The sequence below is a fragment of the Streptomyces sp. NPDC087844 genome (genome assembly GCF_044742785.1).
Taxonomy (GTDB): domain Bacteria; phylum Actinomycetota; class Actinomycetes; order Streptomycetales; family Streptomycetaceae; genus Streptomyces.
Genome location: NZ_JBIUVD010000020.1, coordinates 105,278 through 119,635 on the forward strand (window position 1 = coordinate 105,278; position 14,358 = coordinate 119,635).

The following is a 14,358-nucleotide window of genomic DNA, read 5'->3' on the forward strand; positions in this document are numbered from 1 at the left end:
AACCAGGGGTAAGGGAAGGACGTTCCTGGGAACATCGGTCCTACCCCGGCGGTTGGGTCCGACATGACGACCCCCACCGTGGACGCGACATCGGAGCTGGCCGCGTTCCTGCGGACCCGGCGCGCGCGACTGGACCCGCACGATCTCGGTCTGCCCTCGCGCCGGCAGTCGCGGCGGACCCCTGGACTGCGCCGCGAAGAGGTCGCCGAACTGGCCGGGGTCAGCGTCGACTACGTCGTACGGCTGGAACAGGGGCGCGGGCTGCGGCCCTCGGCGGACGTGGTGGAGGCACTGTCCCGGGCGCTGCGCCTGAGCCCCGACGAACGCACCTACCTCTTCGACCTGGCCCGCCGGCGCCGTCCGGGCGACGCCGACGGGCCCGCCACCACCGCGGCGCCGACCCTCGCCCGGCTGGTCACCGACCTGTCACCCCTGCCGGCCATGGTGCTGAACCACCGCTACGACATCCTGGACTGGAACCGTGAGATGGCGGGGCTGCTGCTGGACTTCGGCACCCTGCCGCCGTCGCAGCGCAACACGATGTGGCTGTGCCTGATGCATCCGGAGATCCGCGAGTTCTCCACCGACCGCGAACGCGTCGTCCGGGAGGGCGTGGCCCACCTGCGCGCCGCGTGGGCCACGCATCCCGAGGACCGGGCCCTGACCGACCTCATCGTCGAGTTCCGGACGCGTGACGAGCAGTTCGCGCGCGTGTGGGCCGAGCGGGACGTCAAGGTCAAGGGCCGCGGGCGCAAGGTCGTACGGCATCCCGAGGCCGGTGAGATCGCGGTGGACTTCGAAGTGCTCACGCCGATCCAGGATCTGGACCAGCGGCTGGTGATCTACCGCGCCGCGGACGACGGGAGCCGCTCGGCACTGGACCGGTTGTCCGCGCGGTGATGCCGACGCTCAGCCGGCCGTCATCTCCCAGAGCAGCAGCTCCGCGCTCCCCCGGGCCACCGCCTCCACGTCCTTCGCGTCCGTGATGCGCGCCGCGTCCCCCGCGCCCACCACCTCGCCGCCCAGCAGCACTTCCCCGCGCACGACATGCGCGTACAGGAAGCGTGCGTCCGGCACCGCGGTCCGCTCGCCCGGGGCGAGACGGCGGACGTGCAGCATCGCCCCCGCCTCCGGGACCGCGTACGGCGTGGAGTCCGCGATGCCGTGGACGACCTCGTACGCGGGGTCGCCGCCGGGCTCCAGCGGGGCCAGCCACATCTGGACGAAGCGCAGCGGCGTGTCGCCGTCGTTGCGTTCGACGTGGCGGACCCCGCCCGCCGAGCTGAGGCGCTGGACGTCCCCGGGGCGTACGAGCGACTCGTGGCCCGTGGAGTCCCGGTGGGTCAGCTCGCCCTCGACGACCCATGTGACGATCTCGGTGTGGCTGTGCCGGTGCTCGTCGAAGCCGGCGCCGGGCGCCAGGCGTTCCTCGTTGCACGCGAGGACCGCGCCGAAGCGGAGGTTGTCCGGGTCGTAGTGCGGGCCGAAGGAGAAGGCGTGCAGGGACTCGATCCCGGCCGCCGGGTCGTCTCCGCGGTAGCGGTCGTCTGCGCGCCGTACGTCCATCACGCGACCCACGGTAGACCCGCCGGGCGTGCCACCTGCGACCCTCCGCCGCATCCCGCCGTCCGGATAAGGCAGTCTTGTTCCGTGCCCGAACCCGAATCCAGCAACACCGAACGCGCCGCGCGCGCCGCCCACGCGCACACCGCGACCCTGAAGCGGCTGGAGAAGTCGTCCGGCAGTCTCGCCGCCCAGGCGATCGCGCGCATGGACGAGACGCTGTCCTGGTACCGGGCGATGCCACCGGAGAACCGGTCGTGGATCGGCCTCGTCGCACAGGCCGGTATCGCCGCGTTCACCGAGTGGTTCCGGCGTCCGGACGCCCCGCAGGCGATCTCCACGGACGTCTTCGGCACCGCCCCGCGCGAACTGACCAGGGCGATCACCCTGCGCCAGACCGTGGAGATGGTGCGTACGACGATCGAGGTGATGGAGTCCGCGATCGACGAGGTCGCGGCCCCGGGTGACGAGAACGTGCTCCGCGAGGCGCTGCTCGTGTACGCCCGGGAGATCGCCTTCGCCACCGCCCAGGTGTACGCGCAGGCCGCCGAGGCACGCGGTGCCTGGGACGCCCGCCTGGAGTCGCTGGTCGTGAACGCGGTCCTGTCCGGAGAGGCCGACGAGGGAGCGGTGTCGCGGGCCGCGGCTCTCGGCTGGAGCTCGCCCGAGCATGTGTGCGTGGTGCTGGGCACGGCACCCGACGGTGACAGCGAGCTGACCGTCGAGGCCATCCGGCGGGCCGCCCGGCACGCCAAGCTCCAGGTGCTCACCGGTGTCCTCGGTGACCGTCTCGTCGTCATCGCGGGCGGCAGCGACAACCCGCTGGCCGTCGCCAAGTCCCTGATCGGCCCGTACGCCGCGGGCGCCGTGGTGGCCGGGCCCGTGGTGCCCGACCTGCTGGCCGCGACCCGTTCCGCGCAGGCCGCGGCGGCCGGGCTCAAGGCGTGTTTCGCCTGGCAGGACGCGCCCCGGCCGGTGCTGGCGGACGATCTCCTGCCGGAGCGCTCGATCGCCGGTGACCCGGCGGCGCGCGACCAGCTGGTGGAGGAGATCTACAGACCGCTGGAGGAGGCCGGGTCCGCGCTCCTGGAGACGTTGAGCGTGTATCTCGAACAGGCGAGCAGTCTCGAAGGCGCGGCCCGGATGCTCTTCGTGCATCCCAACACCGTGCGCTACCGGCTTCGACGTGTGACTGACGTCACCGGCTGGTCGCCTTCCGACGTACGTTCGGCGTTCACGCTGCGGATCGCGCTGATCCTGGGGCGTCTGGCCGATGGAGATCCTCAGCTCTAGCCTTTTGTCGGGGACCTACAATTCCCCCTCCTGTTCTTCGTCCCTGTCCCCACGGGCGGCCGTGCCCGTTCACAAGAGAGAGTGTGAGAGTGCTCGTACTCGTCGCTCCCGGCCAGGGTGCCCAGACGCCCGGCTTCCTGACTCCTTGGCTCGACCTTCCCGGCGCCGCCGACCGCGTCGCCGCGTGGTCGGACGCCATCGGGCTCGACCTTGCCCACTTCGGAACGCAAGGTGACGCCGACGCGCTCCGGGACACCGCCGTCGCCCAGCCGCTGCTGGTCGCCGCGGGTCTCCTGTCCGCGTCGGCACTCGGTGCCGCGGCGCCCGGTGCCGCGGTACCCGGCGCCGTCGCGGGGCACAGCGTCGGTGAGATCACGGCCGCCGTCCTCGCGGGCGTCCTGGACGAGACGGCCGCACTGAAGCTCGTGCGCAAGCGGGGTCTGGCGATGGCCGGGGCCGCCGCCGTCACCCGGACCGGAATGTCGGCGCTGCTCGGCGGCGACCCCGAAGTGACGATCCCGCACCTGGAGAAGCTGGGCCTGACCCCGGCGAACGTGAACGGCGCGGGCCAGATCGTGGCCGCCGGCACGCTGGAGGAGCTGGCCGCCCTGGAGGCGGACAAGCCCGAGGGCGTACGCCGGGTGGTGGCTCTGAAGGTCGCGGGCGCGTTCCACACCCGTCACATGGCTCCGGCGGTCGACGTCCTCGCGCAGGCCGCGACGGAGCTGTCGCCAGCCGACCCGACGGTCACGTACGTCTCGAACAAGGACGGCCGGGCCGTCGCCACGGGTGCCGAGGTCGTCTCCCGTCTGGTCGGTCAGGTAGCCAACCCGGTCCGCTGGGACCTGTGCATGGAGACGTTCAAGGAACTCGGCGTGACCGCGCTGGTCGAGGTGTGCCCCGGTGGCACACTGACCGGTCTCGCCAAGCGCGCGCTGCCCGGTGTGAAGACGCTGGCGCTGAAGACACCCGACGACCTCGAAGCGGCTCGCGAGCTCCTCGCCGAGCACGCCTCGGCCTGAGCGCGTAAGGAGCCGACTGAGCATGTCGAAGATCAAGGCCAGCAAGGGCGCCCCGTTCGCGAGGATCCTCGGTGTGGGCGGCTACCGCCCGGTTCGTGTCGTCCCGAACGAGGTGATCCTCGAACGCATCGACTCGTCCGACGAATGGATCCGTTCGCGCTCCGGCATCGAGACCCGGCACTGGGCCAACGACGAGGAGACCGTCGCCGCGATGTCGATCGAGGCGTCCGGCAAGGCGATCGCCGACGCCGGGATCAGCGCCGAGCAGATCGGCGCCGTCGTCGTCTCGACCGTCTCCCACTTCAGCCAGACCCCGGCCGTCGCCACCGAGATCGCCGACAAGCTCGGCACGGCGAAGGCCGCGGCCTTCGACATCTCGGCGGGCTGCGCCGGCTTCGGCTACGGACTGACCCTGGCCAAGGGCATGATCATCGACGGTTCCGCCGAGTACGTGCTCGTCATCGGCGTCGAGCGGCTGTCCGACCTGACCGACCTGGAGGACCGCGCGACGGCCTTCCTGTTCGGTGACGGCGCGGGCGCGGTCGTCGTGGGCCCCTCCCAGGAGCCGCACATCGGCCCCACGGTCTGGGGTTCCGAGGGCGACAAGTCCAACACCATCAAGCAGACCGTCTCCTGGGACCGTTTCAGGAGCGGTGACGTGTCCCAGTTGCCCCTGGACTCCAAGGGCGAGGTCAAGTTTCCCGCGATCACGCAGGAAGGCCAGGCGGTGTTCCGCTGGGCCGTGTTCGAGATGGCCAAGGTCGCCAAGGAGGCGCTGGAAGTTGCCGGACTCACTGCGGACGACCTGGACGTCTTCATTCCCCACCAGGCCAACGAGCGGATCATCGACTCGATGGTGAAGACTCTCAAGCTGCCGGAACACGTCACGGTCGCGCGTGACGTGCGCACCACCGGTAACACCTCGGCCGCCTCGATCCCGCTCGCTATGGAGCGGCTCCTGGCGACCGGCGAGGCGAAGAGCGGCGACACCGCGCTCGTCATCGGCTTCGGGGCGGGTCTCGTGTACGCCGCGACGGTCGTTACCCTCCCCTAGGCACACCGTCCGGAACCTTCCGGGCGGCAGTACCGCCACACCCTCTGGAAACACAAGAAGGAGCGCCTGACATGGCCGCCACTCAGGAAGAGATCGTCGCCGGTCTCGCCGACATCGTGAACGAGATCGCCGGCATCCCGGTCGAGGACGTCCAGCTGGAGAAGTCCTTCACCGACGACCTCGACGTCGACTCGCTGTCCATGGTCGAGGTCGTCGTCGCCGCCGAAGAGCGCTTCGACGTCAAGATCCCCGACGACGACGTCAAGAACCTCAAGACGGTCGGCGACGCGACCGAGTACATCCTCAAGCACCAGGGCTGAGCAACCTCTCACCCCCGACTGCTGCCAGGTCCTGTCGGCACATTCCCTCCCCCAGCCTTCGGCCGGGAGGTGCCTCCAGCCGGGCGACGCCTGGCACGCCCTCCGGGCGTACGACGCGAATGTGACGACAGGACCCAGCCCCGCCACCCGGCGGTGGCGCCGCTGAATCCTCGTATCCGTTGGAGAAAGAATTCCCGTGAGCCCGACCAATCGCACCGTGGTCGTCACCGGTATCGGCGCAACCACACCGCTGGGTGGCGACGCAGCCTCTACCTGGGAGGGCCTGGTCGCCGGACGTTCCGGCGTCCGCCCCCTGGAGCAGGACTGGGCCGCCGACCAGGCGGTCCGTATCGCGGCGCAGATCGCCGTGGAGCCGGGCGAGGTCATCCCCCGCCCGCAGGCCCGCCGACTCGACCGCTCGGCGCAGTTCGCGCTGATCGCGGCCAAGGAGGCCTGGGCCGACGCAGGTTTCACCGGCAAGGCGGGCGCCGAGGCATCGGACGCCGCCGAGCCGGGTACGACCGTCGACCCCGACCGGCTCGGCGCGGTCATCGCCTCCGGCATCGGTGGCGTCACCACCCTGCTCGACCAGTACGACGTGCTGAAGGAGAAGGGCGTACGCCGCGTCTCCCCGCACACCGTTCCCATGCTCATGCCGAACGGCCCCTCGGCCAACGTGGGTCTGCTCGTCGGCGCCCGCGCCGGTGTGCACACCCCGGTCTCCGCCTGCGCGTCGGGCGCCGAGGCCATCGGCTACGCCATCGAGATGATCCGCACCGGCCGCGCCGACGTCGTCGTCGCCGGTGGCACGGAGGCGGCCATCCACCCGCTGCCCATCGCCGCGTTCGGCAACATGATGGCGATGTCCAAGAACAACGACGACCCGCAGGGCGCCTCGCGTCCCTACGACATCGGCCGTGACGGCTTCGTTCTCGGCGAGGGCTCCGGCGTCCTGGTCCTGGAGTCGGCCGAGCACGCCGCCAAGCGTGGCGCCCGTGTCTACGCGGAGGCGGTCGGCCAGGGCATCTCCTCCGACGGCCACGACATCGTGCAGCCGGAGCCGGAGGGTCGCGGCATCGCGGCCGCCCTGCAGCACCTGCTCGACAGCACCGACCTGAACCCGGCGGAGATCGTGCACGTCAACGCGCACGCGACCTCCACGCCGGCCGGTGACGTGGCCGAGCTGAAGGCACTGCGGAAGGTCTTCGGCGACGACGCCGACCACTTCGCCGTGTCCGGTACGAAGTCCATGACCGGGCATCTGCTCGGTGGCGCGGGCGGGGTGGAGTCGGTGGCCACGGTGCTGGCGCTCTACAACCGGATCGCGCCGCCGACCATCAACGTCGAGAACCTCGACCCCGAGGCGGAGGCCACCGCGGACATCGTTCGTGGGGAGGCCCGGAAGTTGCCTGTCGAGGGGCGGATCGCCGCGCTCAACGACTCGTTCGGGTTCGGTGGGCACAACGTGGTACTGGCGTTCCGGACCATCTGAACTTGGCCCGTTCTGCCTTGGCTGCCTTGGCTGCAAGTGGCTCGGCTCCTCTTCGAGGGGCCGGGCCGCTTGGCGTGTGCGGGTGTGTGCGGGCCGGTGGGGGCTTGTCGCGCAGTTGCCCGCACCCCCAAAGTGGGCCCGGCGGGGCTCAGACCACCTGGTGGAGCCAGCGGACCGGGGCGCCCTCGCCTGCGTAGCGGAAGGGTTCCAGTTCGTCGTCCCAGGGCTTGCCCAGGAGTCTCGTGAGTTCGGACTCCAGTTGGGTCTCGCCCTGCTGGGAGCGGGCCAGGGCGGCGCGCAGGCGGTCCTCGGGGATCAGGATGTCGCCATGGATGCCGGTCACCGCGTGGAAGATGCCCAGTTCGGGGGTGCAGCTGTAGCGCTCGCCCTCGGCGGTGGCGCACGGCTCGGCGGTGACCTCGAAGCGCAGCATCTGCCAGCCGCGCAGCGCCGAGGCGAGTTTGGAGGCCGTGCCGACCTCGCCCTTCCAGGAGAACTCGGATCTCCAGGTGCCGGGCGAGGCGGGCTGCCGGATCCAGTCGAGGCTGACCCGCGTACCGAGCACGCCCGCGACTGCCCACTCGACGTGCGGGCACAGCGCACGCGGCGCGGAGTGCACGTAGAGAACTCCACGTGTCGTCACCTGGCACCTCCGGACAGAGCGGGCACTTTGCGGCTCGGCGGATCGTTCAGTGGCAGGGCAGCCACGTGGCGAGGCTACCGTGCGGCGGCGCAAGGAGTGTGACGTACCGTCGCTCCAGGCGCCCGGAAACACGGAGGTTTCACCCAGGAGGACGCTCAGGGGTGAGCTGCCGTTGCGCGACGAACGAGGGGAACTGGGAATGCGGAACCGTGGTCACCGTTCGCGGGGCCTGGTCGCGGCCGTCGTGGCGGCTCTTGTCGGCGTCGCGGGGCTGACCGGATGCGACGCGGTCGGCGGCGACTCCTCCGGGCCGACGGGCTCCGACGCGCAGAGCAGAAAACCCTCACCGAAACCCACACCGGACTGGGACCGCAGCCCGCGCTCGCTGGCCGCCGTCGGCGACTCGATCACCCGCGGGTTCGACGCCTGCTCGGTGCTGACCGACTGCCCCGAGGTCTCGTGGGCGACCGGCACCGACGCGAAGGTGAAGAGCCTGGCGGTACGGCTCCTGGGGAAGGCCGGGGCCTCGCAGCGCAGCTGGAACTACGCGGTGACCGGCTCCCGCATGGCCGACCTGCCCGGTCAGCTGGCGCAGGCCGCGGCGAAGAGGCCCCAGCTGGTCACGGTGATGGCCGGCGCGAACGACGCCTGCCGTTCGTCGGTGTCCGCGATGACGTCGGTCGCGGACTTCCGCACCCAGTTCGAGGACGCGCTGAGCACGCTGCGGTCCGCTCTGCCGAAGACTCAGGTGTACGTGTCCAGCGTGCCCGATCTGAAGCGGCTGTGGTCACAGGGGCGGACGAATCAGATGGGCAAGCAGATCTGGAAGCTGGGGATCTGTCCTTCGATGCTCGGTGACGCTGACTCGTTGAGTACGGCGGCGACGTCGCGGCGGGATCGGGTGCAGGACCGTGTCGAGTCGTACAACACGGTCCTGGAAGAGGTGTGTGCGAAGGATCGGCGGTGCCGGTTCGATGGTGGGGCGGTTTTCGAGTACCGGTTCGGGACCGCGCAGTTGAGTCACTGGGACTGGTTCCATCCGAGTGTGAACGGGCAGGCGCGGCTTGCGGAGATGGCGTACGGGGTGGTGACGTCCCGTACGCCGTCTCGGTGACAGGGGTCGCTTTGTCGGGTGCGGTCCGGGGCGAAAAGCGAAAAGACTGCGCCGTTCCCCGCGCCCCTCACAGCTGAAGGCCAAGGGCTGTCCCGTAATCCCCGGTGGATCAGCGCGCGGCGTCAGATGCGGTGCATCGCAAGGCGGAGGGTCGTCCTCATACTGGGCGTATTCGGGCGATCCGACAACGCGGCGAGGTGCCGTAGCTGTCGTCGTGCGCCCGCCGGGGATTACGGGACAGCCCTCAGAAGACGAGGGTTGCCCTCAGCCTGGTGTCGGTCAGTGAGTGGGACGCCTCGATCTCGTAGGCGCCCTTCACCGGTGTCCAGGCGTTGGACTTCTCGTCCCAGACCTCGAACGCTCGGGTCGGAAGGTCGATGGCCGTCCGGACCGACTCCCCCGGGGACGCCTGCACGTTCGCGAAGCCTGCCAGCCAGCGGGTCGGGCGGTCGGGGGTGGGGTCCGTCGGGGCCAGGTAGAGCTGGACCGTCTCCCGGCCGGTGCGGGTGCCCGTGTTGGTGACGCGGACCGTGACCGTCGTGCCCGTCACGTCGATCTCGTCGTACGTCCAGTCGGTGTAGCCGAGGCCGTGGCCGAAGGGGTACGCCGGGGTGCGGTTCTCCTTCTCCCAGGCCCGGTAGCCGATGAACACGTCCTCGGTGTACGGCAGTTCGCCGTCGGTGGGGGTGACCCCGGTGACGGGGGCGGACGCCAGCGGGCCCCAGGTGGTGGGGAGCCGGCCGCCGGGCTCGTGGGCGCCGGTGAGGACGTCCGCGAGGGCCGCGCCGCCCTCCTGGCCCGGGAACCAGCCGAGGAGCACCGCGGCGGCCTCGTCGCGCCACGGCAGTTCCACCGGGGAACCGGAGTTGACGACCACGACGGTGTTCGGGTTGGCGGCGGCGACCGCGTGCACCAACTCGTCCTGGCGGCCGGGGAGCCGGAGGTCCGCGCGGTCGAAACCCTCGGACTCGACGCGTTCGGTCGTGGCGACCACGACGATCGCCGTGTCGGCGGCGCGGGCCGCTTCGACGGCCTCCGCGATCAGCTCGTCGGGGTCACGCGCGGGCTCCTGGTGGGCGAGCGTGAAGCTGATGACCCGCATGGGCACGTCGTCGGGGACGACGACGGTGTGGCGCAGGGAGATGCCGTAGGCGCGGCCCGCGGTCAGGTCCACCGTGGCGCGCTCGACGGGGTCGCCGAAGAACGTCACGAACGGGTCGTCCAGGTCGGTGCTCTGGACGCCGTCGAAGTGCTCCGTGCCGTCGATCGTGAGCGTGAAGGCGCCGAGTCCCTTGATCCCGAACGTGTGCGGGCCGCTCTCGCGCGGGGTGAACGTGCCGGTCAGTTCGACGCTGTCGAGGCGGTCGTGGGTGACTCCGTCGGGCAGGTCGTCGCCCATCCACTGGATGTGGCCGCTCGGCGCGGAGCGCGTGCCCAGGACGTTGTCCTCGGCGTCGCGGCAGACCGCGCGCAGCTCGAACCCCTGGTCGGCGGCGGACAGTTCCTGGCTCGGGTCGGCGCCGACCGCGTATGTCAGCGTGCCCTCGGGGAGGGCGGCGGTGAGGCCGTCGAGCGGGGAGACGACGTGGGCGGGGAACACGGTCGCGGAGCCGCCGCCCAGGACGCGGGCGTCACGGGCGGCGGCGCCGATGAGCGCGACCGAGTGTCCGGCGGGGACGGGGAGGGCGCCTTCGTTGCGTACGAGGACGAAGGCCCGGCGGGCGATCTCGCGGGCCAGGGAGTCGCCGTCCACCGTCTCGGGGAGGTCCGTGACGACCGGTTCCGCGCCTTCCAGGACGCCCACGCGGGCGGCGAGGCGCAGGACGTTGCGCACGGCCTCGTCGACCTTGGCCTCGCCGGTCTCACCGGCCCGGACGGCGGCGGCGAGCTTGGCGCCGTACACGGTGACCGGGCCGGGCATCGCGACGTCCAGGCCGCCCTCGATGGCGCCGACGGTCGAGCGGGCGGCCATCCAGTCGGACACGTTGAAGCCGTCGAAGCCCCACTCGCCGCGCAGGACCTCCTCGACCAGGTACCGGTGCTCGCTCATCGTGGTGCCGTTGACCGAGTTGTAGGCGGTCATGATGCCCCAGGGGTGGGCGTTCTCGACGATGGCCTCGAAGGGGGCCAGGTACAGCTCGCGCAAAGCGCGCGGCGAGACCACGTTGTTCACGGTGAAGCGGTCGGTCTCGGCGTCGTTGGCGACGAAGTGCTTGACGGTGGTCCCGACTCCGCCCTCCTGGACACCGGTCACGTATCCGGTGCCGATCCGTCCGGTGAGGTACGGGTCCTCGCTGTACGCCTCGAAGTGCCGGCCGCCGAGCGGGGAGCGGTGCAGGTTGACCGTGGGGGCGAGCAGGACGTGGACGCCCTTGCGGCGGGCCTCCTGGGCGAGGAGCCGGCCGGCCCGGCGGGCCAGGGCGGGGTCCCAGGTGGCGGCGAGCGCGGTCGGGGACGGCAGGGCGACGGACGGGTCGTCGGCGGTCCAGCGCACGCCACGGACGCCGATCGGGCCGTCGGACATGACCAGTGACCTCAGCCCGATCTCGGGCAGCTCGGGCAGGGACCACATGTCCTGTCCGGCGAGCAGCCGCGCCTTCGTGTCCAGGTCGAGGCGGGCAAGGGCCGCCTCGACCACTGCCTCGCGCGCCTGATCGGCCGGGGTGGGCCGCGTTCCCGCCATGGCGGTGCCTCCTCGTTGCGTCCGTTGCGCTGCGTTGCGCTGCGTTGCGCTGCGTTGCGTTGCGTTGCATACGTTCCGTTGTTGCCATCCTGCCCGCGTCACCTGTTGATCGGTAGGTTTCGTTATCCCGACGTTACAATCCTGCGGGCGGGACCGCACGGAGAGACGTGTCCGTCGTACGGTGACGTCATGACGAGCGGGGCGCCCAGATCGGCCAGGGGCACGGAGCGGCGTGCGGAGATCCTCCGGGCGGCGCTGGAGGTGATCGCCGAGCGCGGCTACCGGGGCGCGAGCCTGGCGGCGGTCGCCGAGCGGGTCGCCCTCACCCCGCAGGGTCTGCTGCACCACTTCCCCACCAAGGAGGCGCTGCTCGTCGCCGTACTGGCGGAGCGCGACCAGTGGGACGCGGTCCCCGGCACCGGGTGGCGGCTCGAACTGCTCGGCCAGCTGGTCGAGTACAACGCCATGCGGCCCGGGATCGTGCAGACCTTCTCGGCGCTGCTCGGCGAGAGCGTCACGGAGGGGCATCCGGCACGCGAGTTCTTCACCGAACGGTACGAGGCCGTACGCGCGAACATGGCGCAGGTGCTGCGGTCCGAGTACGGGGAGCGGCTGCCGAGCGGGCTCACGCCGGAGCGGGCGGCTCCCCTGCTCGTCGCGGTGATGGACGGGCTGCAGTACCAGTGGCTGCTCGCACCGGAGTCGGTGGACATGCCTGCGGCGTTCCGGGACTTCCTCACGCTGCTGGGCGAGGGCTGACCTTCACGGGGGTCGCACGAGTCGCGCGGGTCACGCGGGTCACGCGGGTCACGCGTTATGGCGGTGCGTCCCGTGCGTCGCGCATACTGCCGCCATTCGACGACGTCCCCACTCGCGACGGAAGGACCTGAACCACCTTGACGCACATACGTGTTCGGATCGGCGCCCTCGGCCTGGCTCTGCTGGCCGGACTCGCCGCACCGCCCGCCCTCGCCGCGGAGAACCCCGCGGCCACGCCCACCGTGGAGGAACAGCGCCTCGACCGGGCGGCGCCCCAGGAGATCCTCGCCCGGTCCGGATTCGACACGGTGGCACCGGAGTTCGTCCGGGCCCTCGGCAGGGCCCGCTCGTACGCGCAGGCCGAGCGGCTGGTCGAACGACAGGGCTCGCGGCTGTGGCAGCGGGCGGTGGACCGGGCCCAGGGCCGCGGCCCCGCGGGCGGTGACCTCAGCAGGGACGACGACCGGCCGCTGTACTGGGCCCGGCTCGGCATGACGCGTGAAGTGCGGCAGTGGCAGCCGGAGTTCGGGCTCTCGGAGGCCCGGCGCGCCAAGCTGCTGGCCGCGCTGGAGCGGACGTCACGGGGCCAGGACAGCATCCGGTACCCGCGTTCCCAGTCCCAGGGCAAGTCCGAGTCCAAGAGGGTCAAGCGGATCCTGGTGACCGGGTTCGACCCGTTCACACTGGACCGGGACGTGCGGATCTCCAACCCGTCGGGGGCGACCGCGCTCGCGCTGGACGGCACGGTGATCAGGACGGCGGACGGTCCGGCGCGTATCGAGACGGCTGTCTTCCCGGTCCGCTGGCAGGACTTCGCCGACAAGACCGTGGAGCGGACACTGCGCCCGCATCTCCCCCACGTCGACCTGTTCACGACGGTCAGTCAGGGCCGGGTGGGCCGTATCGACATCGAGCGCACCAACGGGGCCTGGCGGGGCGGCTTCCCGGACAACGAGAACCTCTCCCGCACCGAGACCGTGCCGGTGACCGACCCCGCCTCGCAGCCGCAGTGGACGGCGACGACCCTGCCGTACAAGGCCATCGTCGCGGCGGACACGGGACGCTTCCCCGTGTACGACAACACGTCGGTGACCGAGATCCCGGCGGGCGGGACGGATCCCGTCGTACGCCCCGAGGGTCCGACGGCGGGCTCGACGGCCCGGGCGGGCGGTGGGGGCAACTACCTGTCCAACGAGATCGCCTACCGGGCGACGCTCCTGCGGGACCGGCTCGGGCTCGGCGGCTCGCTTCCCGGCGGCCATGTCCACACGCCGGTACTGGAGTTCGGGGCGGGCAACACGGATCCGGCGAGCGGAACGGTCACCGACGCCCAGTTCGTGCGGAACCGGCTGGACATCATCGCCCAGGTGCGGTCGATCCTGACGGTGGCGGCGGACGCGACGGGCACGACGGACACGACGGACACGACGGCGGACGTCACCGACTGACGGGGGCGCTGTCCTGCTCGTCCTCCCCGTACTCCTCGTTCTCCTCGCGGGTCTCCTCGCCCAGCAGGTCGCGGGCCATCAGTGTGGCGCCCGCGACCGCGCCGGGCATCAGGAAGACGGCGACGAAGGGGACGAGGAAGGCGATGCCCAGCGGGGTGCCGAAGCCCCAGACCAGCATTCTGCGGGAGCGGAGCATGGTGAGGCGGTCGCGGAGCACGACGTTGCGGCGCTGCAGGGCGACCGCCGTCAGCTCCTCGGTGAGGAAGTAGCCGGTGACGAAGAAGCCGATCACCGGGACGACGGTCTGTCCGACGAACGGGATGAAGCCGAGCGCGAAGAGCAGTACGCCCCAGACCACGGCCCTGGCCACGATCCGGAGGCTGTCCCGGGTCGAGATCAGCAGTTCGCGCCAGAGCGGGAGCCCGGACTCGGGAGCCGTGCCGTCCGGGGACACGTCCCGGTCCACCTTCTCGGAGAGGCTCTCGTAGAAGGGCTGGCCGATGACGAGGGTGGCGGCGGTGAAGGTGACGACGGACAGGAGCAGGGCGAGGGCGAAGAGGACCGCCGTCAGGAAGCCGCGGAAGAGGCCGGCCCAGGGGCTCGACCAGTCGTCGGCGAAGGGGGTGGCCCAGGTGACGAAGTCCGTGCCCCACAGGGCCAGGGCGATCAGGGCCGCGGCGTACAGCACGAGGGTGATGAGGCCGGGGACGAGTCCGAAGCCGAACTGCTTCCCGTGCCTGGCCACCCAGCGCTGGCCGCGCATCAAGTACCTGAACCCCACCCCAAGATCACGCATACCCGCACCCTACCGGTCGTGGGCCTGTCGCCTGCGGGTCGGTCCGGGCCCGGTCGCGGCGGGGCCCCCCCCCCCCCTTGGGGCGCCGCCAGGGGGCGGGGGACCGGGGGGGCCGCCCCCGCCCGGCCGCCCCGGGGCGGGCCCCGCGCCACCGCGGGGCCCGCCCCGCGC

Annotated in this window: 13 protein-coding genes; 9 read left to right on the forward strand and 4 right to left on the reverse strand. The window is 71.5% G+C overall.

Features of this window, described 5'->3' with window-relative positions; genetic code table 11:
- Positions 1-63 precede the first annotated feature (63 nt).
- Positions 64-900, forward strand: a complete 837-nt coding sequence (locus ACIOKD_RS31480) for a helix-turn-helix domain-containing protein (protein ID WP_402090719.1) — start codon at positions 64-66, stop codon at positions 898-900.
- Between the two features lie 9 nt (positions 901-909).
- On the opposite strand, the gene ACIOKD_RS31485 is transcribed toward ACIOKD_RS31480, so the two are convergent.
- Positions 910-1,566 (reverse strand): pirin family protein, encoded by a 657-nt coding sequence (locus tag ACIOKD_RS31485; RefSeq protein ID WP_402090869.1) that lies wholly within the window; start codon positions 1,564-1,566, stop codon positions 910-912.
- An 84-nt stretch (positions 1,567-1,650) separates the two neighbouring features.
- On the opposite strand from ACIOKD_RS31485, the gene ACIOKD_RS31490 reads away from it, so the two are divergent.
- The 5 genes from ACIOKD_RS31490 (at position 1,651) to ACIOKD_RS31510 (ending at position 6,744) form a co-directional block, all read left to right on the forward strand.
- On the forward strand, positions 1,651-2,856 hold the full coding sequence (locus ACIOKD_RS31490; RefSeq protein ID WP_402090721.1) for a PucR family transcriptional regulator: 1,206 nt from the start codon (positions 1,651-1,653) through the stop codon (positions 2,854-2,856).
- 89 nt (positions 2,857-2,945) lie between these two features.
- A complete protein-coding gene (locus tag ACIOKD_RS31495; RefSeq protein WP_402090871.1) occupies positions 2,946-3,878 on the forward strand; it encodes an ACP S-malonyltransferase in 933 nt (310 codons plus the stop codon).
- A gap of 22 nt (positions 3,879-3,900) precedes the next feature.
- Positions 3,901-4,932: a ketoacyl-ACP synthase III gene (locus ACIOKD_RS31500; RefSeq protein WP_402090723.1), complete on the forward strand. Its 1,032-nt coding sequence runs from the start codon at positions 3,901-3,903 to the stop codon at positions 4,930-4,932.
- 71 nt (positions 4,933-5,003) lie between these two features.
- Positions 5,004-5,252 carry an acyl carrier protein gene (locus tag ACIOKD_RS31505; RefSeq protein WP_055611752.1) on the forward strand — a complete coding sequence of 83 codons (249 nt, stop codon included), beginning with the start codon at positions 5,004-5,006 and terminating at the stop codon, positions 5,250-5,252.
- A 196-nt stretch (positions 5,253-5,448) separates the two neighbouring features.
- Positions 5,449-6,744 carry a beta-ketoacyl-[acyl-carrier-protein] synthase family protein gene (locus tag ACIOKD_RS31510; protein ID WP_402090725.1) on the forward strand — a complete coding sequence of 432 codons (1,296 nt, stop codon included), beginning with the start codon at positions 5,449-5,451 and terminating at the stop codon, positions 6,742-6,744.
- A 148-nt stretch (positions 6,745-6,892) separates the two neighbouring features.
- Here the strand turns inward: ACIOKD_RS31510 and ACIOKD_RS31515 are convergent, their stop codons facing one another.
- Positions 6,893-7,387 carry a DUF3145 domain-containing protein gene (locus ACIOKD_RS31515; RefSeq protein ID WP_402090727.1) on the reverse strand — a complete coding sequence of 165 codons (495 nt, stop codon included), beginning with the start codon at positions 7,385-7,387 and terminating at the stop codon, positions 6,893-6,895.
- A gap of 199 nt (positions 7,388-7,586) precedes the next feature.
- Here ACIOKD_RS31515 and ACIOKD_RS31520 point away from each other — a divergent pair, with 199 nt between their 5' ends.
- Positions 7,587-8,501 carry an SGNH/GDSL hydrolase family protein gene (locus tag ACIOKD_RS31520; protein ID WP_402090729.1) on the forward strand — a complete coding sequence of 305 codons (915 nt, stop codon included), beginning with the start codon at positions 7,587-7,589 and terminating at the stop codon, positions 8,499-8,501.
- 244 nt (positions 8,502-8,745) lie between these two features.
- Here the strand turns inward: ACIOKD_RS31520 and ACIOKD_RS31525 are convergent, their stop codons facing one another.
- Positions 8,746-11,184 carry a glycoside hydrolase family 3 protein gene (locus ACIOKD_RS31525; protein ID WP_402090731.1) on the reverse strand — a complete coding sequence of 813 codons (2,439 nt, stop codon included), beginning with the start codon at positions 11,182-11,184 and terminating at the stop codon, positions 8,746-8,748.
- Positions 11,185-11,373: 189 nt separating this feature from the next.
- On the opposite strand from ACIOKD_RS31525, the gene ACIOKD_RS31530 reads away from it, so the two are divergent.
- Positions 11,374-11,943, forward strand: a complete 570-nt coding sequence (locus ACIOKD_RS31530) for a TetR/AcrR family transcriptional regulator (protein WP_402090733.1) — start codon at positions 11,374-11,376, stop codon at positions 11,941-11,943.
- A 137-nt stretch (positions 11,944-12,080) separates the two neighbouring features.
- On the forward strand, positions 12,081-13,391 hold the full coding sequence (locus ACIOKD_RS31535) for a pyroglutamyl peptidase (protein ID WP_402090735.1): 1,311 nt from the start codon (positions 12,081-12,083) through the stop codon (positions 13,389-13,391).
- Here the strand turns inward: ACIOKD_RS31535 and ACIOKD_RS31540 are convergent.
- Positions 13,381-14,187 (reverse strand): EI24 domain-containing protein, encoded by an 807-nt coding sequence (locus ACIOKD_RS31540; RefSeq protein WP_402090737.1) that lies wholly within the window; start codon positions 14,185-14,187, stop codon positions 13,381-13,383. The genes ACIOKD_RS31535 and ACIOKD_RS31540 overlap by 11 nt on opposite strands.
- Between the last annotated feature and the right edge of the window lie 171 nt (positions 14,188-14,358).